The following is a 21,072-nucleotide window of genomic DNA, read 5'->3' as shown; positions in this document are numbered from 1 at the left end:
CTCCCGCAACCGACAGCAGTTGGCCGCGCACCATCGACAGCGCCAAAGGGAAGTTCACGCTGGAAAAACCGCCGCAGCGCATCGTGTCCACCAGCGTCACCATCACCGGCACGCTGCTGGCTATCGACGCCCCGGTGGTCGCCAGCGCCGCCACCAGCCCAAATCCCCTGGTGGCCGATAAACAAGGTTTCTTTACCCAATGGAGCGAGGTGGCCAAGCAGCGCCACGTCGAGCGGCTGTACCAGGTGGAGCCCAATGCCGAAGCCGTCGCCGCCGCCGCGCCGGATTTGATCGTCGTCGCCGCGACCGGCGGGGATTCGGCGTTGAAACTGTATGACCAGCTGTCCGCCATTGCGCCGACGCTGGTGCTCGATTATGGCGACAAAAGCTGGCAGCAGCTGGCCAGCGAGCTCGGCGAGATCACCGGTCATGAAGCCGGCGCCAAACAGGCGGAAGATCGTTTCGAACAGCGCGTGGAGCAAGTGAAGCAGGCGATCGCGCTGCCGCCGCAGCCCACCACGCCGCTGGTGTATGCCGACAACGGCCGCGAGGCCATGCTGTGGACGCCGGGTTCCGCCCAGGGCAAACTGCTGACCCAGCTCGGTTTCCAACTGGCCACCCCGCCGGAAAGCGCCAAAGGCAACACCAGCATGGGGAAACGCCATGACATCATCCAGATCTCCGGCGAAAAAATGGCCGAAGGCCTGAATGGCAAAACCCTGATCCTGTTCGCCACCAATGAGCGCAAAGTGCAAGAGGTGCTGACCAACCCGTTCCTCAAACATCTGGAGCCGGTGGAACAGCGGCACGTCTACGCCGTCGGCAACGACACCTTCCGCCTCGATTACTACAGCGCCACCAACATGCTGAACCAAATCGAACGGTTGTTCAAAAAGCCCTGAATCACGCCGTCGGCAGGCCAGCCCCCTGCCGACGCTTTCCGCAAACGGGGCAAGCATTCACATTCAATCAATTGAAATATCAATAGTTATTAACATCATCATTGCACCTGCGCCGCCAACCGGCGGGTGCATGCGGGCGTAAACTCGTGCTACTATAAGCGCCCGCATGAACGCAAATAACAATGAGAATAAAAATCATACAGGAGTTACCGGTGTGAACGTACCCACTCCGACTGAGCGGACGCTTTCGTCCGCACCGCACGCAGCTTACGCCAGTGGCTTCAAACGCATCGCCGGGTTCGGTATCGGTTTGGCGCTGTTGCTGCTGTGCATCATGGCCAGCCTGATGCTGGGTTCCAAAGCCATCCCCTTCCATACCGTCTGGCTCAGCCTGCAGGGCGCCGCGAGCGGTTCCGACAGCACCATCATTCTCAATGCCCGGGTACCCCGTACGCTGGCGGGCATCCTGGCCGGCATGGCGCTCGGCGCCGCCGGCGCGCTGATTCAGGCGCTGACGCGCAACCCGCTGGCCGATCCCGGCGTGCTCGGCATCAACGCCGGCGCCAGCTTCGCCGTAGTCATCGGCATCATGTTTTTCGGCGCCGCCACCACCGAAAGCTATATGGCCTATGCCTTTGTCGGCGCGGCCCTCACCACCCTGCTGGTCTACCTGATCGGCACGCTGGCGGGCGGGCGCATCAACCCGGTGCGGCTGACGCTGGCCGGCGTGGCGATCGGCGCGGTGCTGCTCGGCATCACCACCGGGCTGTCGCTGATCGATCCGCAAACCTTTGACCAACTGCGCTTCTGGCAGGCCGGCACGCTGGATATCCGCACGCTGTCCACGCTGCCGGTCACCGCCCCCGCCATTTTGCTCGGCTGCCTGCTGACGCTGCTCATCGCCCGGCCGCTGAATACCATCGGCATGGGGGAAGATTTGGCTATCGCGCTCGGCGCGCGCGTGGTGCTGACTCAGATCGTCGCGGTGATCGCCATCACGCTGCTGTGCGGCGCGGCGACCGCCACCGTCGGTCCGATCAGTTTCATCGGCCTGATGGTGCCGCATATCGCCCGTTGGTGGGTCGGCCCCGACCAACGCTGGATCCTGCCCTATTCCATGCTGCTGGCGCCGATTTTACTGCTGTGCGCCGACGTGGTCGGCCGCTTGCTGGCGGCCGGTGAACTGCGGGTTTCCATCGTCGCCGCCTTTATCGGCGCGCCGGTACTGATCTGGCTGGTGCGCCGCAAGAAAACGCTGGGGGGCTTGTGATGAGTCTGCCGCACACGCTGCATATCGGCCGTCCGGACGGCGTCATCAACTGGCGCGTGCCGCTGCGCCTGCTGTTGGTCAACCTTTCGCTGCTGGCGTTATGTCTGGCGATGGCGGTTGCCGCGCTGTGCTACGGCACGCTGCAGCTCTCGCTGGAGCAAGTCTTTGCCGCGCTCAGCGGCGAGGCGCCGAAAAATCTGGTGACCGTGGTCACCCAATGGCGCTTGCCCCGCATCGCCATGGCGCTGTTGTTAGGCGCCGCGCTCGGCATGAGCGGCGCCATTTTCCAGTCGATTATCCGCAACCCGCTCGGCAGCCCGGACGTGATCGGCTTTAACATGGGGGCCTACACCGGCGCGCTGATCGCCATCACCCTGTTCAACGGCGGCTACTATTACATCGCCGGCGGCGCGCTGGCCGGCGGCATTCTCTCGGCGCTGGCCATCTATCTGCTGGCCTGGCGGCAAGGCATCGCCGGCTTCCGGTTGATCATCGTCGGCATCGCCATCAGCGCAGTGCTGGTTTCCACCAACACCTGGCTGATCATCACCGCTTCGCTCGAGCGCGCCATGGACGCCGCCATGTGGCAGGCCGGTTCGCTCAACGGCATGACCTGGCAAAAAGCCCAGCCCGCCACGGCGTTCATCGTGCTGGCGGCCGCGGCCGCGCTGCTGATGGGCAAACGGCTGCAGCTGCTGGAAATGGGCGACGACACGGCGCGCGCGCTGGGCGTCAACGCCGAAGGCAGCCGGCTGTGGCTGATGCTGTTTGGCGTTACCCTCACCGCCGCCGTCACCGCCACCGCCGGGCCGATTTCCTTTATCGCGCTGGCGGCGCCGCAGATCGCCCGTCGCCTGGCCGGACAATCCTCGGTCACCCTGACCTCCTCGGCGCTGATGGGCGCGGCGTTGCTGCTCGGCGCCGACGTGGTGTCCCAACATCTTTTCGCGCCGATCCAACTGCCGGTCGGGGTCGTGACCGTCTGCATCGGCGGCCTGTACCTGATTTGGCTGCTCATCCGAGAGGCCCGCAGATAATGAAGAGTGATAATGCCATGAGCCACCGCCTGCACGCCTCGCACCTGAAGCTGGGCTACGACAATAAAATCATCGCTGACGATCTGAGCGTGGCGATCCCCGACGGCGCCTTCACGGTGATCGTCGGGCCGAACGCCTGCGGCAAATCGACGCTGTTGCGCGCCCTGTGCCGCCTGCTGAAACCCAGCGCCGGCGAGGTGATGCTGGACGGCAAGAACATCAGCAGCTTCGCCACCAAGGCGCTGGCGCGCGAGCTTGGCCTGCTGCCGCAAACTTCAATCGCGCCGGACAGCATCACCGTGGCGGATCTGGTGTCGCGCGGCCGCTATCCGCATCAGAGCCTGCTGAAACAGTGGACGCAGGCCGACAAACAGGCGGTGGAAGCCGCCATGGCGGCCACCAACGTCAGCCAATTGGCGGACCGCAGCGTCGACGAACTGTCCGGCGGGCAGCGCCAGCGCGTCTGGGTGGCGATGGCGCTGGCGCAGCAAACCCCGCTGCTGCTGCTGGATGAGCCGACCACCTACCTCGACATCGCGCACCAGATTGAGCTGCTGGATCTGTTCCGCCAGCTTAACCGCGAGCGCGGTCAAACCATGATCGCGGTGCTGCACGATCTCAACCACGCCTGCCGCTATGCCGATCACATCATCGCCATGCGCGACGGCAAGATCGTGGCGGAGGGGAAACCGGCGGAGATCATCACCGCCGAACTGGTGGAGCGAGTGTTCGGCATGCCGTGCATGATCATCGACGATCCGCTGTCCCACACGCCGCTGGTGATCCCGCGCGGCCGCTACCACTGCGACGCGCCGCAGGCATGAAAAAGGCCGGGTTACCCCGGCCTGTGCCTTATTTCTCCAACGACACCTGTTTGAAGATGTGTTTGCCGAACGGGTCTATCTCGTAGCCTTTCACTTCCTTGCGCACCGGTTCGAAGATGGTCGAGTGCGCGATCATCAGCGCCGGCATCTGATCGTGCATCATCACCTGCGCCTGCTGGTACATCGCCACCCGTTTGGCGTGATCGTTCTCTTCACGCGCCTGCAGGATCAGCTGGTCGAACGGTTTGTAGCACCATTTCGCCGAGTTGGAGCCGCCGAGCGAAGCGCAGGTGAACAGCGGGCCGAAGAAGTTGTCCGGATCGCCGTTGGCGGTGGTCCAGCCCATCAGCGCGGTCTGGTGCTCGCCGTTTTTAATCCGCTGTAAATACTCGCCCCACTCGAAGGTGACGATTTTGGCGCGCACGCCGATCTTGGCCCAGTCGGCCTGGATCATCTCCGCCATGCGCTTGGCGTTGGGGTTATAGGGCCGCTGCACCGGCATCGCCCACAGATCGATGTCGAAACCCTGCCCCAGCCCGGCCTCCTGCAACAGCTGCTTCGCCCGCTCCGGCGAATACGGGTAGTCTTCAAGCTGCGCGTTGCTGCCCCATTGGGTCGGTGGCAGCAGATTTTTGGCCGGCTGGCCGGCGCCGTGGAACACCGCGTCGATGATCGCCGGCTTGTTGACCGCCAGCGCCAACGCCTGGCGCACCTTGACGTTATCCAACGGCTTCTTCTGGGTATTGAACGCCAGGAAACCGATATTCAAACCGGATTTTTCCATCACCTGAAGGTTGCCGTCCTGCCGCATGCGCGCCAGATCCGCCGGGTTGGGGAACGGCATCACCTGGCACTCGTTCTTTTGCAGCTTGGCGTAACGCACCGTCGCATCCGGCGTGATCGAAAACACCAGCCGGTCGATCTTCGGTTTGCCTTCCCAGTAACGATCGAACGCCTTGTAGAGGATTTTCGCGTCCTTCTGGTACTGCACCAGTTGGAACGGCCCGGTGCCGATCGGATCGTTGTCCACCCGCTGCGGCGTGCCGGCCTTCAGCATCGCGTCGGCATATTCCGCCGATAAAATGGTGGCAAAATACATGCCCAGATCGGCGACGAACGGCGCCTCGGCGCGGGAGAGCTCAAAGCGCACGGTGTGGTCATCCACCTTGACGATCCGGTCAATCAGCGTGCCGAACTCCATCGACTCGAAGTTGGTGTAGGCGCCGTTGGAGACCTTGTGATACGGGTTGTTGGCGTCCTTCTGGCGCATAAACGAGAAGATGACGTCATCGGCGTTGAAATCGCGGGTGGGGGTAAAATATTTATTGCTCTGGAATGCCACGCCCTTGCGCAAGTGGAAGGTATAGCGCTTGCCGTCTTCGCTCACCTCCCAGCTTTCCGCCAGGCTGGGTTGCAGCTCGACGGTGCCGGGTTTGAAATCCACCAGCCGGTTGTAGATCGCCGCCGAACTGGCGTCTACCGTGGTGCCGGAGGTGAACAGCTGCGGGTTGAAGCCTTCCGGTGAACCTTCGGAACAGTAGACCAGCGTATTGGCTCGCGCGCCGCCGGCAATCGCCAACGCCAGCAGCCCGATCGTTATTGCTTTTCTTTTCATTGCGCTATCCCCAGTGGTGAAAAAACAGCCCAACGGATAGCAATAAATCATGCAGTTAGCGATGTAAAGGACAAATTCCGCGCATAAAAACGGGCAGGCGCGCAAGCGGCCTGCCCCGGTGAAACAGCGCGATGATGAAATTAAATCATCTGGCTGAAGTTCATCTGCGCCATCAGCTTATAGTTGTCGGCGTAGTCAACCGGAATGGCCACCACCACCGGCCCCTGGATCGCCATCGCCTTGCGCAGCATCGGCCGCAGGTCGTCCACCGACCGCACGGCGAAACCGACCGCGCCGCAGGATTCCGCATAGGCCTTGAAGTCAATCGGCCCAAACTCCACGCCGGATTTGCGCTGGTATTTGTTCACTTCCTGCATCTCCACCATGTTGTAAGCGTTATCGACCCAGATCACGTGCACGATGTTATTTTTCAACCGCACCGCGGTCTCCAGCTCCATGCTCGACTGCATGAAGCCGCCATCGCCGGAGATCGACACCACCTTATCGCCGGGGCGCACCAGCGCCGCGCCGATGGCCCACGGCAGCGCCACCCCCATGGTTTGCTGGCCGTTGGAGATCAACAGCTGGCGGGCGCGGAAGCTGTAAAGGTAACGGGCGATCCAGATATGGAAGCTGCCCATGTCCACGCACAGCGTCACGTCGTCGCTGACGATGTCCTGCAGCTCCTTGACGATGCGCAGCGGATGGATCGGCATGCCGCCGCGGCGCGCGGCGCGTTCCGCCAGTTCTGTGCGCTGACGGCCGAGATCGGAGAGGATCAGCTCCACCTCCGGCGGCACGCAGACCGCCTCATTGAACGCTTCGGTCATCATGTTCAACGTGGCGCTGATGTTGCCCACCAGTTCGACATCCGGCCGATAGCAGGTGTCGATATCCGCCGGCAGCACGTCGATGTGCACCAGCTTCAGCCGCCCGTGGCTGTTCCACATGCAGGGATCGTATTCGATCGGATCATAGCCGACGCTCACCACCAGATCGGCCTTCTGCAACAGCTGATCGGCCGGCTGGTTGTTGAACAGGCCGACGCGGCCGGCGAAACGGGCGAAGTGGTTGACGTCGATCACCCCCGCCGCCTGATAGGTGCCGACCACCGGCATATGGGTGCGGTACAGCAGATGGCGCACCGCCTCGCTGTTCTCCGGCCGGCTGGCCTGCAAACCGAGCAGCAATACCGGGCATTTGGCCTGGCGAATCAGCTTCACCGCCGCCTGGATGTCGTCCGCCGCCGCGGCCCCCATGCGCGGCAAGCGGCAGCCGGCCAGCACCGGCGCGCTGACCGGTTCATTGACGATATCCATCGGCAGGCTGACGAATGATGCTCCCGGCCGGCCAAACTCGGCGCGGCGGAAGGCGTTGGCGATCACCTCGGAAATCGCCGAACCGGCATGCACTTCGGCGCAATACTTGGTCACTGGCCGGAACATGCTGACGGTATCCATGCTCTGGTGCGTCTGCTTCAGGCTGTCGGCGCGCTTCACCGCCCCGCCAAAGGCCACTACCGCGTCCCCCTCCGAGGTGGCGGTGGCCAGCCCGGTGATCAGGTTGGAGCTGCCCGGCCCGGAGGTGACCAGCGCCACCCCGGCCTTGCCGGTCAGGCGGCCGACCGCCGCCGCCATAAAGGCCGCGTTGGCCTCATGCCGCACCACCACCGTGTCGATCGATGGCGCGTCCTCCAGCGAGTCGAACACCCGGTCGATCTTGGCGCCCGGAATGCCGAAAACGTGTTTGACGCCCTGCGCTTCCAGGTTTTTCACCACCAAATCGGCGCCGCATTGCCAATCATTGCCTGTTTTTTCCTGTGCCATGGTTCCACCTCCTAAGAAAACGATCGCCGGGGTTAGCCCTCGGCGGAACGAATCGCGCGATCCAAATCCTCTGGGTAGAGGTTGGCGCGCAAGAAATCCGCATCATGCGGCAACTGAAGATTGAGACGGGTGATGACGCCGAACTGCAGGCGGCCATGATCGAGCTGGTAGTCCAGCACGTGGCCGCCGCCGCTGCGGTCGTCGGTAACGAAGTGTTCGNGATAGCCGGCCACGCCGATGCCCTGCATGTAATCCGGCGAGCGGAAACCGACCAGCGTGCCGCGCCGTTGATGAAACGAGAAGGTCGGCTGCTCTTCTATCGCTTCCAACATCGGGCGGTAGGGCCGCTCCTGGCGCGGCACGGTGCGGGTTTCCACGTGACTGAACTCACCGTCGACCCGTACCGCGCAGAACAGGTTCGGCGAGGCGACCTGTTCGTCGATGCACTGATGCAGTTGCGCCTTGGTAATCGGCCGGTCGAACTGTTGGCTGATGCTGGGCTGGAAAAAGGTGACGACGGCGAAAGGGGTTTTCTGTTGCAAACCGGCTGGGCGGGCGCTGCCGTCGGCGCGCAGCTGGTGTATTTCCTGGTCGAAAGCGATCAGTTCGCCGTCCAGGTGATTGAAGGTGCCGAGGCCGAAATCGCCGTGTTTGAGCAACTCGGCAATGGTGGTTTCACCCTCGTAGACCCCGTCGATGAGCGCGCTCATCAGCGAGATTTGATAGATTTCGCCCTCCCCGGCGTTGATCGACTGCCTGGCAAAACCCTGCGCCAAATGGCGCGCACAGGAACACCCGTGTTTTTCGTTCATGCTGACTCCTCCACCAGCGCGGAACTGCGGTTCCACGCGTTCAAAAGACCCGCCGACGGCGGGCCAAGATGCCCCCTAAGGCGCGTTCATCAGTTGGAACGATTCAGCCTGAGGCGACAAAAAAACCGGCACGGCTGGCCGGCCGATATCCAGAACCCACGGCAAGATGTGTGAAAGTAAAGGCTCACTAATCATTAATGCTGAGTCGGATATCAAATTGAACGGTTAATCTGGTGTTGGAGCGACAATCAACTCCGCAGGCGGCTCATGCAGCCTGGGAAAAACATCTGTTATTTAGTGCTAAGCGCCGCGAGGTTTATACGTTTTTTCTCTATACGGCCGGGATGCGGCGGCGTTGAAGCCCGCCGTCAACCCGCAGCCAGAGTAGCCGCAGCGCCGCCGACAGAGAAGCGGGTATTCATAAGAAACGCTTTTGCATATAATGCAAAAATGAATGACGCCCGTTATGTTGAACATCTGCCGCTCTTTCTCGACGTGGCCCGCCTGGGCAGCTTTTCCGCCGCCGCTCGCCGACTGGGCATGGTGCCCTCCTCGCTGGTGCGCCATATCGACGCATTGGAAAGCGCGCTCGGCGCCGCGCTGTTCGTCCGCTCCACCCGTGGGCTGCTGCTGACCGACGCCGGCGAGCTGCTGCTGACGCGCGCCGCCTCGCTGATGGCGGACATTACCGGTATTCACGCCGAGCTTAGCGCGTTAAACGAAACGCCGCAGGGTACGCTGCGCATCAGTTGCCTGCCGACCTTCGGCAAAACCTATGTGCTGCCGCTGCTGCCGACGCTGGCGGAACGCTATCCGCAGCTGTCTGTCGATCTCGATCTGACCGAACGCCAGACCGATCCGACCCAGGAACGGCTGGACGCCGCCCTCCGCATCGGCGAACAGAAGGACAGCGCGCTGTACGCCAGCCGTATCGCCACGCAACGCTGGGTGATGTGCGCCAGCCCCGCCTACGTCGCCCGCTATGGCCTGCCGAGCGATCTGGAAGCGTTGCCGCAGCATCGGCTGATCGCCCGCTATCACAAACAGCAGCCGGCCTGCTGGGCACAGATCCTCGACGCGGCGCTGATGAGCCGCTGCACCATGGCGCTGCGCTGCGACGACTTCACCGCGCAGCGCCAGGCGGCGCTGCTCAGCCTCGGCATCGCCTTCCTGCCCAACTGGGTGGTGGGGCCGGACGTGCAGAATGGGCAACTGGTTCAGATGCTCGAAGATCCGCGCCATGAGCAGCAAGGCATCTATCTGCTGCGCCCGATGGCGAAGGTGTCCGCCCGGCTGGCGGCCTTCACCGCCCTGCTGCAGCAAACCCTCGGTCAGCCGCCCAGTTGGGGGTAAAGCGGTGTCACCCGGTTGTGCAGCGCCGGATTGTCGCTCTCGTCCTTCAGCTCGATGCCGCTCAGCCGCCGCAGGAACGCCTGCTCCAGCAGCCAGGCCAGACGGAACGCCGCCTGCGGGTAATCCAGCCCCTCCGGCCGCACGTTGGAGATGCAGTTACGCTCGGCGTCCGTTCTGCGCGCATTCGGCTCCCAGGTTAAATAAATGCCCAGGCTGTCCGGCGACGACAGCCCCGGCCGTTCGCCGATCAGCACCGCCACCGCCCGGGCCTGCAGGCATTCGCCGATCTCATCCCCCAGCGCCACCCGCGCCTGATGCGCCAGCACCACCGGCGTCACGCTCAAACCCAGCGTATCGAGATAAGGTCGCAGCGCCTGCAGCAGCGGCAGCGCCTGACGGTGCACCGCCTTGGAGGAGAGGCCGTCCGCCACCGCCAGCAGCAGATCGACACGGCGCGATGGTGAGCCGAGCAGCAGGCTGCGGCTGTCCGGCGCCAATCGCCGCCCCAGATCCGGTCGGCGCAGGTAGGCGGCGCGGTCGGCGGCCTGGCTGTGCACCGCCAGCGTGGGCCAACCGGCCTCGTGCAAATCCGCCGCCAGCCGCTCGCTGTCGAAAGGCTGATGCACCGCGTCGCGCGCCTGGGCATGGGCCAGGCCGAAGCGCAGCAGCTCGTCGGTCGGCAGGCTGGCGCCGGTGCGCCCCAGCGCGATGCGCGCGTCGGTAAAGGCGCGCAGCGCGTCCCAACTGTTGACGTGAACCGGTTTGCTCATGTCCGTTCTCCCTGCAGCGCCAGCAACAACGGGTGATTGGCGGCGGCGTCGCGCAGCCGCCCGCGTTCGTCGGTGATGTTCATCGCCGCCAGCCAGGCGGCGAACTCCGGCGCATGCTTCAGCCCCAGCAGCTCGCGGATATAGAGCGCGTCATGGAACGAGGTGCTTTGGTAGTTGAGCATGATGTCGTCCGCGCCCGGCACGCCGATCAGGAACGTCAACCCGGCGGCGGCCAACAGCGTCAGCAGCGTGTCCATGTCGTCCTGATCGGCTTCGGCATGGTTGGTGTAGCAGACGTCGCAGCCCAGCGGCAGGCCGAGCAGCTTGCCGCAGAAGTGGTCCTCCAGCCCGGCGCGGATAATTTGTTTGCCGTCATACAGGTATTCGGGGCCGATAAACCCCACCACGGTGTTGATCAGCAGCGGTGAGAAATGGCGCGCCACCGCATAGGCACGCGCCTCACAGGTCTGCTGATCGACGCCGTGATGCGCGTTAGCCGACAGGCAACTGCCCTGCCCGGTTTCGAAGTACATCACGTTATCGCCCAACGTGCCGCGCCTAAGGCTCAGCGCCGCCTGCTGCGCTTCCGCCAGCAGCGCCAGACTGATGCCGAAACCGCGATTGGCCGCTTCGGTACCGGCGATCGACTGAAACACCAGATCCACCGGCGCGCCGCGCTCCATCAGCCGCAGTGTGTTGGTCACATGGGTCAGCACGCAGGATTGGGTGGGAATGGCGAAGCGCTGGATCACGTCGTCCAGCATGTAGTTGAGCTTTTCCAGCAGCGGCAGGCTGTCGCTGGCCGGGTTGATGCCAACCACCGCATCACCGCTGCCGTACAGCAGGCCGTCCAGCATGCTGGCGGCGATGCCCTGCAGGCTGTCGGTCGGGTGATTGGGCTGCAACCGCACGCTAAGGTGGCCCGGCAGGCCAATCGTGTTGCGAAAGCGCGTCACCACTCGGCATTTCTTCGCCACCAGGATCAGATCCTGATTGCGCATGATCTTGCTTACCGCCGCCGCCATCTCCGGCGTAATGCCGGCGGCCACCTGCGCCAGCATGGCGCTGTCCGCCTGCTCGCTCAGCAGCCAGTCGCGAAAATCGCCGACCGTGAGGTGCGAGATGGGCTCAAAGGCGGCGGCGTCGTGGCTATCGATAATCAGGCGCGTCACCTCGTCCTGTTCGTACGGCACCAGCGCCTGCTGCAGGAACGCCTTGAGCGGCACATCCGCCAGCGCGATGCGCGCCGCCATGCGCTCTTCGGCGCTTTGCGCCGCCACCTCCGCCAGATAATCGCCGGAACGCGCCGGCGAAGCCTTCGCCATCAGCTGCCGCAGATCGCCAAAGCGATAGCCGCGTTGGCCCACCGTTGCCTGATACATAGCCCCCTCCCTTGCCCCGAGTGACGAGATAACAACCCTGCACCAAGTGTAGTCAGTGGGAAAAGAAAATTATTTTGCACGCGATCGCCGCCATCACGCTTCTCTCCATTTCACCCGCCGCCGCTTCGGGTTACAGTAGCCGCGAAAACAGGAGGGGTGATGGATCCGCAACGGCAAATTATCGACTGGCTGCAACAAGATAGCGCGCGCATGGCCGCCCTGCGCACCGTGCGCCGGCTCGGCCTGAATGACTGGTGCCTCGGCGCCGGCTTTGTGCGCAACCTGGTGTGGGATCGGCGCCACGGCTATGTGGAGCCCACGCCGCTCAACGATATCGACGTGATCCACTTCGATGCGCAGCGGGCGGACGCCGAACGCGATCGCATGCTGGAGGCGCGGCTGCAACAGTGGCTGCCGCAGCCGTGGTCGGTCAAGAATCAGGCGCGCATGCACCTGCGCGGCGGCCGGGCGCCCTACCGCAACAGCGAAGAGGCCATCAGCTTCTGGACTGAAGTGGAAACGGCGATCGGCGCGCGCCTGAATGCCGACGACAGCATCACGCTGGTGGCCCCCTTCGGGCTCGCGGCGCTGTTCGACGACACCATTACCTTCAACGCGAAAAACGGCGATCGCGCGGCCTATGCCCAGCGCGTGGTCGACAAAGGCTGGCTGCAGCGTTGGCCGCATCTGCGGCAGGTAAAGATTTAGCCGCCGCTGCCGATACCCTGAACAGCGAGATACAGACTCAGGGAGAGCAACCATGTCGACCACCATCACCATGATCGTACCGATCAAAAATACCGTCCCCGGCGTCAGCAACGTGTTCAGCGCGCCGGGCCATCAGGGCGAATTGCTGATGGCCAAGCCGGTCAACAACCAGCCGCAAGGCGGCAAGATGGAGAAAAACGAACGCGCCAACGGCAATGACGAACCGGTTAATCTCAACGAAAGCCGCGCCTCGGCGCGCATCAAGGCGCTGAACCGGCAGATTCAGGCGCTGCAGCAAAAGCTGGTGGAACTGAAGGACTCCGACGCCGATCCTAAGGAAATCGAAAAGCAGAAACAGCTGATCGAAGCGCAGATCAAGATGTTGCAAGCCGAGATCGCGCGCATCCAGAAAGAAGAAATGGAAAAGCAGCAGCAGGAGCAAATGGAAAAAGCCGCGGCGCGAGCCGGCGACGGCGTCAACCGCCCAACGCCGCTCAACGCGGTGGACGTCTATATCTGACTCAATATTCCGCGCTTTCCTGCCGGCGCTGTTGCAACAGCGCCGCCTGCTGACGCGCCACCTGCCAGATGGCCTCCGCCGCCGGCGTCAGCGAGCGGTTCTTGCGCCGCACCAGCATCAGCGCGCGGTTAATTTCCGGCACCAGCCGCCGCACCCTAAGCCGCCCCCCTTCCGGCAGCGGCAGCGCCAACGCCGGGAAAATGCTGATGCCAATCCCCTCCGCCACCATCGGGAACAGCGTCGCCGGATGGCCGATTTCCTGCACCACCTGCGCCTCCACGCCCTGCTGCCTCAGCGCACTGTCAATCAGCGGCCGGCTGCCCGACGCATAATCCTGCAACACCAGGCGGCAGCCGTTCAATGCCGACCAACGCACCGCCTGCTGCGCAGCAAACGGGTGATCGTCGCGGCACAGCAACAGGAACGGTTCATGCAGCACCGCTTCGCACTCCAGATCCACCGCTTGCACCGGATCGACCACGATGCCGAAATCCACCTCGGCGTTACGCACGCTGTGCAGCACCTGCTGCTGCGCCTGATCGCGCAGCATGATGCGGATCTCCGGGTATTGGCGCTCGCCGGCGGCGATGCACTGCGGCATCAGATGGGCGGAAATGGTCTGGCTCGTCGCCACCCGCACCGTGCCGCTGCGCTGTACGCCAAAGCTGCGCGCATCCAGCAAAGCAGCCTGCAGTTCGTCCAGCAACCGTTCAACCCGGTTGGCCAGCCGCAGGCCGGCGTCGGTCAACACCACTTCACGCGTGGTGCGATCCAGCAAACGCACGCCGACCTCCGCCTCCAGCTCTTTCACGCTGTGGCTGACCGCCGATTGCGTCAGGCCGATCGCCTCGCCGGCGCGGCTGAAGCTGCCGTGGCGGGCGACAACGACGAACACCCGCAGCTGTTTGAGTGAGTAATTCATGTGCTTTATTCATAGATGAATTAAATAAATCAATTTAATTATTATATCCCCGCGCGGGAGAATAGCCCCATCGATTTTCTACCCGAGCGCATCGCCATGAGATTCCTGCCCGATCGTTTTACCCTGACGCTGATCGCCACCGTGCTGCTGGCGTCGTTCCTGCCGGCGCGCGGCGAGTTCGTCGGCTGGCTCAACGCCCTGACCATCGCCGCCATCGCCCTGCTGTTCTTCATGCACGGCGCCAAGCTGTCGCGCGAGGCCATCCTGGCCGGCAGCAATAACTGGCGGCTGCATCTGTGGGTGATGTTCAGCACCTTCATCATTTTTCCGACGCTGGGGATGCTGTTCGCCTGGTGGGCGCCGATCGACGTCAGCCCCGAGCTGTACGCCGGTTTCATCTACCTGTGCATCCTGCCCGCCACCGTGCAGTCGGCCATCGCCTTCACCTCACTGGCGGGCGGCAACGTGGCGGCGGCGGTGTGCAGCGCCTCCGCCTCCAGCCTGCTGGGGATCTTCGTGTCGCCGCTGTTGGTCGGCCTGCTGATGAACGTGCACGGCGATACCGGCAGCCTGCGGCAGGTGGGCTCGATCGTGCTGCAGCTGCTGGTGCCGTTCGTCGCCGGCCACCTGCTGCGGCCGCTGATCGGCGGCTGGATCGAGCGCCATCGCCCGCTTATCGGCAAAACCGACCAGACCTCGATTCTGCTGGTGGTGTACGCCGCCTTCAGCGAAGCGGTGACGCACGGCATCTGGCATCAGGTAGGGATCGGTTCGCTGGCGTTTATCGTCGGCGGCAGCATCGTGCTGCTGGCGATCGTGCTGGTGGTGAACACTTACATGGCGCGCTGGCTGGGGTTCAGCAAGGCAGACGAAATCACCATCGTGTTCTGCGGATCGAAGAAGAGCCTGGCGAACGGCATTCCGATGGCCAATATCCTGTTCCCGGCGGCGACGGTGGGGATCATGGTGCTGCCGCTGATGGTGTTTCATCAGGTGCAGTTGATGACCTGCGCAGTGCTGGCCAAAAGATACCAGCGCAAGCAGCAGACGCAGCAGGCGGTACCCAACGCGCAGGCGTCGCGCGGGTAAAAAAAGACGGGCCGAGGCCCGTCAGATCAGCTTTTCTTCAGCGGCTTGACCAAGTGGTCAAGCCCTTCGATTTTAATCGCCAGCGTCATCTCCATCAGCATGCCGAGCTTGCCTTTGGGGAATTCGCCCTTACGGGCGAACCACAGCAGGTACTCTTCGGGCAGGTCGATCAGCACCCGCCCCTGGTACTTGCCGAACGGCATCACGGTATTGGCGATCTCCAGCAGGTTTTCCTTTTCCATCAGTCACCCAGCAGGCGGATCATTTCCGCTTCGTCGATCACGGCGATACCCAGCTCCTGCGCCTTCGCCAGCTTGGAGCCGGCCGCCTCGCCGGCGATCACCAGATCGGTTTTCTTCGACACGCTGCCGCTGACCTTGGCGCCCAGCGCCGTCAGGCGATCTTTGGCTTCGTCGCGCGACAGCTGGCTCAGCGAGCCGGTCAGCACCACGGTTTTTCCGGCGAACGGGCTGTCTATCTCTTCCGCTACCACCACCACCGGCGCCGGCCAGCGGATGCCGATCTCGGCGCCCACCAACTCGTTGATCACCTGCTGATTGAGCGCTTCATCGAGGAAATTGCGGGTGTGTTTGGCCACCACTTCGCCGACGTCCGGCACTTCTTTCAGCGCCTCGATATCGGCGGCGAACAGCTTCTCCAGCGAACCGAAATGCGCGGCCAGGTTGGCGGCGGTCGCTTCACCGACCTCGCGAATGCCGAGCGCATACAGGAAACGGGCGAAGGTGGTCTGCTTGGATTTCTCCAACGCGTTGACCAGATTCTGCGCCGATTTCGGCCCCATGCGATCCAGACCGGTCAGAATGCCGGCGGACAGGCGGAACAGATCGGCCGGGTTCTTCACGTACTCCTTGTCCACCAGCTGCTCGATGATCTTGTCACCCATGCCCTCGACGTCCAGCGCGCGACGGGAAACGAAGTGCTTCAACGCCTCTTTGCGCTGCGCGCCGCAGATCAGCCCGCCGGTACAGCGCGCCACGGCTTCGCCTTCCACGCGCTCAACGTCGGAGCCGCACACCGGACAGTGCAGCGGGAACACCACTTCGCGCGCATCCTGCGGCCGACGGTCTTCCAGCACCCCCACCACCTGCGGGATCACGTCGCCGGCGCGGCGCACGATCACCGTATCGCCGATGCGCAGCCCCAACCGCTCAATTTCATCGGCGTTGTGCAAGGTCGCATTGCTGACGGTCACCCCGGCCACCAGCACCGGCTCAAGGCGGGCCACCGGCGTAATCGCGCCGGTGCGGCCAACCTGAAACTCCACTTCGCGCACCACGGTGATCTGCTCCTGCGCCGGGAATTTGAACGCCGTCGCCCAGCGCGGCGCACGCGCCACGAAGCCCAGCGTTTCCTGCAGATCGATATCGTCAATCTTGATCACCACGCCGTCGATGTCGAAACCGAGCTGTGCGCGGTCCTGCTCGACCTGACGATAAAACGCCAGCACTTCCTCGCTGCCGGTGCGGCGCTGGGCGCGATCGCTGACCGGCAGGCCCCAGGCCTTGAACTGCATCAGGCGCTCAAAGTGGCTGCGCGGCAGCTCGCCGCCTTCCAGCAGGCCGACGCCGTAGCAGAAGAAGGTCAGCGGGCGTTTGGCGGTAATGCGCGGATCGAGCTGGCGCAGCGAGCCGGCGGCGGCGTTGCGCGGGTTGGCGAATACCTTGCCGTCTTTGCGCCGCGCCTCTTCGTTCATCTGTTCAAACCCGGCCTGCGGCATGAACACTTCGCCGCGCACTTCCAGCCGGCGCGGGATATTGTCGCCGGTCAGGCGCAACGGGATGGCGCGAATGGTGCGCACGTTGGTAGTGATGTTCTCGCCGGTGGTGCCGTCGCCGCGCGTCGCCGCGCGCACCAGTTCGCCGTCTTCATACAGCAGGCTGACCGCCAGGCCATCCAGCTTCAGTTCGCAGCAGAAGGTCAGCGGATCGCTGCTTTTGAGCCTGTCCTGCACGCGCTTGTAAAACGCCAGGAAGCTTTCTTCGTCGAATACGTTGTCCAGCGACAGCATCGGCACTTCGTGACGCACCTGGTCGAACGCCGCCAGCGGCGCCGCGCCCACGCGCTGGGTCGGTGAATCGGCGGTGATCAGCTCCGGATGCGCGCTCTCCAGCTCGCGCAGTTCGCGCATCAGGCGGTCATATTCCGCATCCGGCACTTCCGGCGCATCCAGTACATGATACTGGTATTCATGATGGCGCAGTGTGGCTCGTAGTTGATTGATTTGTTGGATTATCGATTCCATGGCTCACCATCAAAGATAAAAAACCCCCGGCTAGCGGGGGCTTTGTTGTTACGGATGTTCAGTGCGCGCGGCAACCCGGTCAGGCGTTGTTTTCCAACACTTCACGGATACGCGCTTTGTAGGTTTCCAGCTTCTGCGGCGTCATCATGCGGCGCTCGTCGTCCAGCACCACGCCGCCCACGTCGTCGGCGATGCGCTGCGCCGACTGCAGCATCAGCTTGAAGTTCTGATTGGCGTCGCCGTAAGACGGCACCATCATGAACATCGACACGCCCGGCGTGGAGAAGTCGGACATCATGTCAGGATCGAACGACCCCGGCTTGACCATGTTCGCCAGGCTGAACAGCACCGGGCCGCTGCCGGCTGGGCTGATATGGCGGTGGAAGATGCCCATCTCGCCAAACTGGAAGCCCGCTTGCAACACGCTCTGCAGCAGCACTTCGCCGCCGATCACGCCGCCCTGATGGGCCGCGACGTGCAGCACCAGCACGGTCTCTTTCAGTTTAGCCTGAACTGGCGCAGCGGCCGGCTGTAGCGGCTGCGGTGCAGGTTCCGACGCAGGCTTGACTTCCGGCGCTTGCTGCACAGGAGCCGGTTCGGCGTGGAATGCCGGTTCCGCCGCCAGCGGCGCCTCATGTTCATGCGGCAGATCGTCAACGCGCGGTTCGCGGCGCGCGGCCGGTTGCGATTGCTGCGGCTCGGCCGGTTCTTCGTCCGGCGCGTAGTTGTTCAGCAGGATGTCATCATACTCCGGCCGCTGAGACAGCGGAGGCGGCGTCTGATGAGCGGCCGGCTGAACGGCGCGGGGCGCAGGCGCAGCCGCCGGAGCGGGCTTCGGCGCGGCCACGGGTTCTTCGCGTGCGGCATCGAAATGGCCGAATGACGGCTCGTCTTGCGGGTGAGCGGCGCGTACGCGCACCTCACCGACGCCTTCTTCGAGATCGTCGATCGGAGTTTGTTCACGTTCCTTTTGGGAACGTTTGGCTGGGCGATCGCGGAAGAGCGCTGACCGTTCTTTGCGACTGGTCCACAGACCGTGCAATAACAGCGCTATTATGGCGATCGCGCCAACAACGATTAATATCAGACGCAAATCCTGCATCATTGCTATCTCTGTTGTTCCAATACATTGCCACCGCGGCAAACATTCACTCTTTAACTCTATTTGCCCGCGCACACAAGTGCAAGTCCGTGCTGAACTTTATGCCAATAAAGATGATTATACTGCCTTTTTCTGCTGGTTTTTCAGCCAACCCTACCCTAGCCAGTGGAAAATCATCCCTATATGATAATGATGCCTGTTCAGACAACGAGATAACTTAAGATATGTCCTATACGCAGCCCCCTCCCCGATCGACCAGCGGCATTCACTATTTCGCCGAAGGCTGGCGCCTGATTTCACGCCCGGGGATTAAACGCTATGTGGTCCTGCCGTTGCTGGTCAACGTGCTGCTGATGGGTTCCGCTTTCTGGTGGCTGTTCAGCCGCCTCGGCGACTGGATCCCGGCGATGATGAGCCACGTTCCCGACTGGCTGCAATGGTTGAGCTACCTGCTGTGGCCGCTGGCGGTCATTTCGGTGCTGCTGGTGTTCAGCTATCTGTTCAGCACCATCACCAATCTGATCGCCGCGCCGTTCTGCGGCCTGCTGGCCGAGCAGCTCGAAGGCAGCCTGACCGGCAAACCGCTGCCGGACACCGGCCTGCTCGGCATCGCCAAAGATCTGCCGCGCATCATGGCGCGCGAATGGCGCAAACTGATGTATTACCTGCCGCGCGCGCTGCTGCTGCTGGCGCTGTACTTCGTGCCCGGCATCGGTCAGACGGTGGCGCCGGTGCTGTGGTTCCTGTTCAGCGCCTGGATGCTGGCGATTCAGTATTGCGACTATCCGTTCGACAACCACAAGGTGAGCTTTGCCGACATGCGCCGCGCACTGCGCCAGCACAAAACCGACAACCTGCAGTTCGGCGCGCTGGTCAGCCTGTTCACCATGATCCCGATCCTCAACCTGGTGATCCTGCCGGTCGCCGTCTGCGGCGCTACCGCGATGTGGGTCGATCGCTACCGCTCGCAATTCGTCCGATAACCGCCGTTTTTTGCCGCCGACAGCGCGGAAATTTTCGACAGGGCGCGCATTTCGCGCCCTTATCATTGTGCTTAAAACTTATTTCCTAATAACATATAGATATACCAATTCTTTACTTCCCTGCCGGTACTGTTAGCGTATGCTTTCGATGTTCCCCACATTTTCATAGAGTTAAAGGACGGGCTATGAGCAAGATATATGAAGACAACTCATTAACAATCGGCCATACGCCGCTGGTTCGTCTGAACCGTATCGGCAACGGACGCATTCTGGCCAAGGTTGAATCACGCAACCCGAGCTTCAGCGTCAAATGCCGCATCGGTGCCAATATGATTTGGGATGCGGAACAACGCGGCGTGCTGACCGCCGGCAAGGAACTGGTGGAGCCGACCAGCGGCAACACCGGCATCGCGCTGGCCTTCGTCGCCGCCGCGCGCGGTTACAAGCTGACGCTAACCATGCCGGAAACCATGAGCATCGAGCGCCGCAAGCTGCTCAAGGCGCTGGGCGCCAATCTGGTGCTGACCGAAGGGGCGAAAGGCATGAAAGGCGCCATCGCCAAAGCGGAGGAGATCGTCGCCACCGATCCAAACCGCTACCTGATCCTGCAACAGTTCAGCAACCCGGCCAACCCGGCCATCCATGAAAAAACCACCGGCCCGGAAATCTGGGAAGACACCGATGGGGAAGTCGACGTGTTCATCTCCGGCGTCGGCACCGGCGGCACATTGACCGGCGTCAGCCGCTACATCAAGAACACCAAAGGCAAGGCCATCACCACCGTGGCGGTCGAGCCGACCGACTCGCCGGTCATCAGCCAGGCGCTGGCCGGTGAAGAGCTGAAACCGGGCCCGCACAAGATCCAGGGCATCGGCGCCGGCTTCATTCCAGGCAACCTCGATCTTGACCTGGTGGATCGCGTCGAAAAAATCTCCAACGACGAAGCCATCAGCATGGCGCGCCGCCTGATGGACGAAGAAGGCATCCTGGCAGGCATCTCCTCCGGCGCAGCGGTCGCAGCGGCGGTAAAACTGGCCGAAGAACCGGCGTTCGCCGACAAGACCATTGTGGTCATCCTGCCCTCTTCCGGCGAACGTTATCTCAGCACCGCGCTGTTCGCCGATCTGTTCACCGAGCAAGAATTGCAGCAGTAATTCCGGCACTGCACAAATCGCTAAAAAAGCACCCTGTGGGGTGCTTTTTTGTGGACTGGATCAAACTTTATAGCAGTCCAAGATTGCTTTTGCCCGTCGCCTTTAGTATTTAACGGTGCATTATTTCGATGCGCAAAATTAATCACTCTCCGAGCCTGGTCGAGGCTGAATCGATTTACTCATCTGTCGCCGACGCGGCGAATCGGGCATAATGGGGAGCGGATTGGAACGACGTCTAAAGCCGAGTTTTTTGATCTGAAGTGCCTAACGCGTCGTTTTCTGTTGCATCAACGTTCGCCCCTGTCCATAGTCAGGCGCTATAACCAGACAAGTTAAAGTCAGGCCCCTGGGCTAAACTTTAACTCCACAACATTAATCCAATAAGTTGGGGAAACATCAATGTTCCAGCAAGAAGTTACTATTACCGCTCCGAATGGTCTGCATACTCGCCCTGCCGCTCAGTTCGTTAAAGAAGCCAAAGGCTTCACGTCTGACATCACCGTGACCTCCAACGGCAAAAGCGCCAGCGCTAAAAGCCTG

The 21,072-nt window shown here is 62.6% G+C and carries 20 protein-coding genes; 11 read left to right on the top strand and 9 right to left on the bottom strand.

Annotated elements, in window-relative coordinates:
• From fepB to ADK28_RS10625, 4 genes are all read left to right on the top strand, one after another.
• On the top strand, positions 1–902 hold a 902-nt coding region (fepB, locus tag ADK28_RS10640; protein WP_048795644.1), incomplete at its 5' end, for a Fe2+-enterobactin ABC transporter substrate-binding protein.
• 214 nt (positions 903–1,116) lie between these two features.
• Positions 1,117–2,172: a Fe(3+)-siderophore ABC transporter permease gene (gene fepD, locus ADK28_RS10635; protein WP_016926801.1), complete on the top strand. Its 1,056-nt coding sequence runs from the start codon at positions 1,117–1,119 to the stop codon at positions 2,170–2,172.
• The gene (gene fepG, locus ADK28_RS10630) at positions 2,172–3,209 is read left to right on the top strand and encodes an iron-enterobactin ABC transporter permease (protein WP_016926800.1); all 1,038 of its coding nucleotides are present in this window, start codon (positions 2,172–2,174) and stop codon (positions 3,207–3,209) included. The genes fepD and fepG overlap by 1 nt, the downstream gene beginning before the upstream one ends.
• A 17-nt stretch (positions 3,210–3,226) precedes the next feature.
• On the top strand, positions 3,227–4,033 hold the full coding sequence (locus ADK28_RS10625) for an ABC transporter ATP-binding protein (protein ID WP_033639715.1): 807 nt from the start codon (positions 3,227–3,229) through the stop codon (positions 4,031–4,033).
• 28 nt (positions 4,034–4,061) lie between these two features.
• On the opposite strand, the gene ADK28_RS10620 is transcribed toward ADK28_RS10625, so the two are convergent.
• The 3 genes from ADK28_RS10620 to budA all read right to left on the bottom strand — a co-directional run bounded on the left by ADK28_RS10620 (position 4,062) and on the right by budA (position 8,286).
• Positions 4,062–5,648 (bottom strand): ABC transporter substrate-binding protein, encoded by a 1,587-nt coding sequence (locus ADK28_RS10620; protein ID WP_048324631.1) that lies wholly within the window; start codon positions 5,646–5,648, stop codon positions 4,062–4,064.
• A 140-nt stretch (positions 5,649–5,788) separates the two neighbouring features.
• Positions 5,789–7,474 (bottom strand): acetolactate synthase AlsS, encoded by a 1,686-nt coding sequence (gene alsS / locus ADK28_RS10615; RefSeq protein WP_048795643.1) that lies wholly within the window; start codon positions 7,472–7,474, stop codon positions 5,789–5,791.
• A 32-nt stretch (positions 7,475–7,506) separates the two neighbouring features.
• Entirely contained in the window at positions 7,507–8,286 is a 780-nt protein-coding gene (gene budA / locus ADK28_RS10610) for an acetolactate decarboxylase (protein WP_048795642.1), read from the bottom strand.
• A 450-nt stretch (positions 8,287–8,736) separates the two neighbouring features.
• On the opposite strand from budA, the gene ADK28_RS10605 reads away from it, so the two are divergent.
• Entirely contained in the window at positions 8,737–9,639 is a 903-nt protein-coding gene (locus ADK28_RS10605) for a LysR family transcriptional regulator (protein WP_048795641.1), read from the top strand.
• Here ADK28_RS10605 and eutC read toward each other — a convergent pair.
• Complete coding sequence (eutC, locus tag ADK28_RS10600) at positions 9,618–10,409, bottom strand: ethanolamine ammonia-lyase subunit EutC (RefSeq protein WP_048795640.1); 792 nt, start codon at positions 10,407–10,409, stop codon at positions 9,618–9,620. The two genes, ADK28_RS10605 and eutC, sit on opposite strands and share 22 nt — an antisense overlap.
• Positions 10,406–11,791, bottom strand: coding sequence for an ethanolamine ammonia-lyase subunit EutB (locus ADK28_RS10595; RefSeq protein WP_048795639.1), 1,386 nt, complete (start codon positions 11,789–11,791; stop codon positions 10,406–10,408). The genes eutC and ADK28_RS10595 overlap by 4 nt, the downstream gene beginning before the upstream one ends.
• Before the next feature lie 159 nt (positions 11,792–11,950).
• On the opposite strand from ADK28_RS10595, the gene ADK28_RS10590 reads away from it, so the two are divergent.
• Positions 11,951–12,499, top strand: a complete 549-nt coding sequence (locus ADK28_RS10590) for a nucleotidyltransferase family protein (protein WP_048795638.1) — start codon at positions 11,951–11,953, stop codon at positions 12,497–12,499.
• Between the two features lie 52 nt (positions 12,500–12,551).
• A complete protein-coding gene (locus ADK28_RS10585) occupies positions 12,552–13,019 on the top strand; it encodes a FlxA-like family protein (RefSeq protein WP_016926792.1) in 468 nt (155 codons plus the stop codon).
• A gap of 1 nt (position 13,020) precedes the next feature.
• Here ADK28_RS10585 and ADK28_RS10580 read toward each other — a convergent pair whose 3' ends face one another.
• A complete protein-coding gene (locus tag ADK28_RS10580) occupies positions 13,021–13,941 on the bottom strand; it encodes a LysR family transcriptional regulator (protein WP_048795637.1) in 921 nt (306 codons plus the stop codon).
• A 96-nt stretch (positions 13,942–14,037) separates the two neighbouring features.
• Between ADK28_RS10580 and ADK28_RS10575 the strand changes: the two genes are divergently transcribed.
• Positions 14,038–15,030, top strand: a complete 993-nt coding sequence (locus ADK28_RS10575) for a bile acid:sodium symporter family protein (protein ID WP_048795636.1) — start codon at positions 14,038–14,040, stop codon at positions 15,028–15,030.
• 26 nt (positions 15,031–15,056) lie between these two features.
• Here ADK28_RS10575 and ADK28_RS10570 read toward each other — a convergent pair whose 3' ends face one another.
• The 3 genes from ADK28_RS10570 to zipA all read right to left on the bottom strand — a co-directional run bounded on the left by ADK28_RS10570 (position 15,057) and on the right by zipA (position 18,398).
• Positions 15,057–15,272: a DUF3820 family protein gene (locus ADK28_RS10570; protein ID WP_004936441.1), complete on the bottom strand. Its 216-nt coding sequence runs from the start codon at positions 15,270–15,272 to the stop codon at positions 15,057–15,059.
• Positions 15,272–17,293, bottom strand: coding sequence for an NAD-dependent DNA ligase LigA (gene ligA / locus ADK28_RS10565; protein ID WP_004936443.1), 2,022 nt, complete (start codon positions 17,291–17,293; stop codon positions 15,272–15,274). The genes ADK28_RS10570 and ligA overlap by 1 nt, the downstream gene beginning before the upstream one ends.
• Before the next feature lie 79 nt (positions 17,294–17,372).
• The gene (zipA, locus tag ADK28_RS10560) at positions 17,373–18,398 is read right to left on the bottom strand and encodes a cell division protein ZipA (protein ID WP_048795635.1); all 1,026 of its coding nucleotides are present in this window, start codon (positions 18,396–18,398) and stop codon (positions 17,373–17,375) included.
• A gap of 221 nt (positions 18,399–18,619) precedes the next feature.
• Between zipA and cysZ the strand changes: the two genes are divergently transcribed.
• The 3 genes from cysZ to ADK28_RS10545 form a co-directional block, all read left to right on the top strand.
• Positions 18,620–19,378 (top strand): sulfate transporter CysZ, encoded by a 759-nt coding sequence (gene cysZ, locus ADK28_RS10555; RefSeq protein ID WP_033639704.1) that lies wholly within the window; start codon positions 18,620–18,622, stop codon positions 19,376–19,378.
• A gap of 185 nt (positions 19,379–19,563) precedes the next feature.
• The gene (gene cysK / locus ADK28_RS10550; RefSeq protein WP_016926786.1) at positions 19,564–20,532 is read left to right on the top strand and encodes a cysteine synthase A; all 969 of its coding nucleotides are present in this window, start codon (positions 19,564–19,566) and stop codon (positions 20,530–20,532) included.
• A 399-nt stretch (positions 20,533–20,931) separates the two neighbouring features.
• Positions 20,932–21,072 (top strand): HPr family phosphocarrier protein (locus tag ADK28_RS10545; RefSeq protein WP_048795634.1); only part of this gene is annotated, 141 nt, incomplete at its 3' end.

This window comes from Serratia sp. 506_PEND, from assembly GCF_001076875.1.
GTDB lineage: Bacteria > Pseudomonadota > Gammaproteobacteria > Enterobacterales > Enterobacteriaceae > Serratia > Serratia marcescens.
Note: the sequence above shows the minus strand (reverse complement) of the source record. Positions and strands in the feature narration are given on the sequence as shown.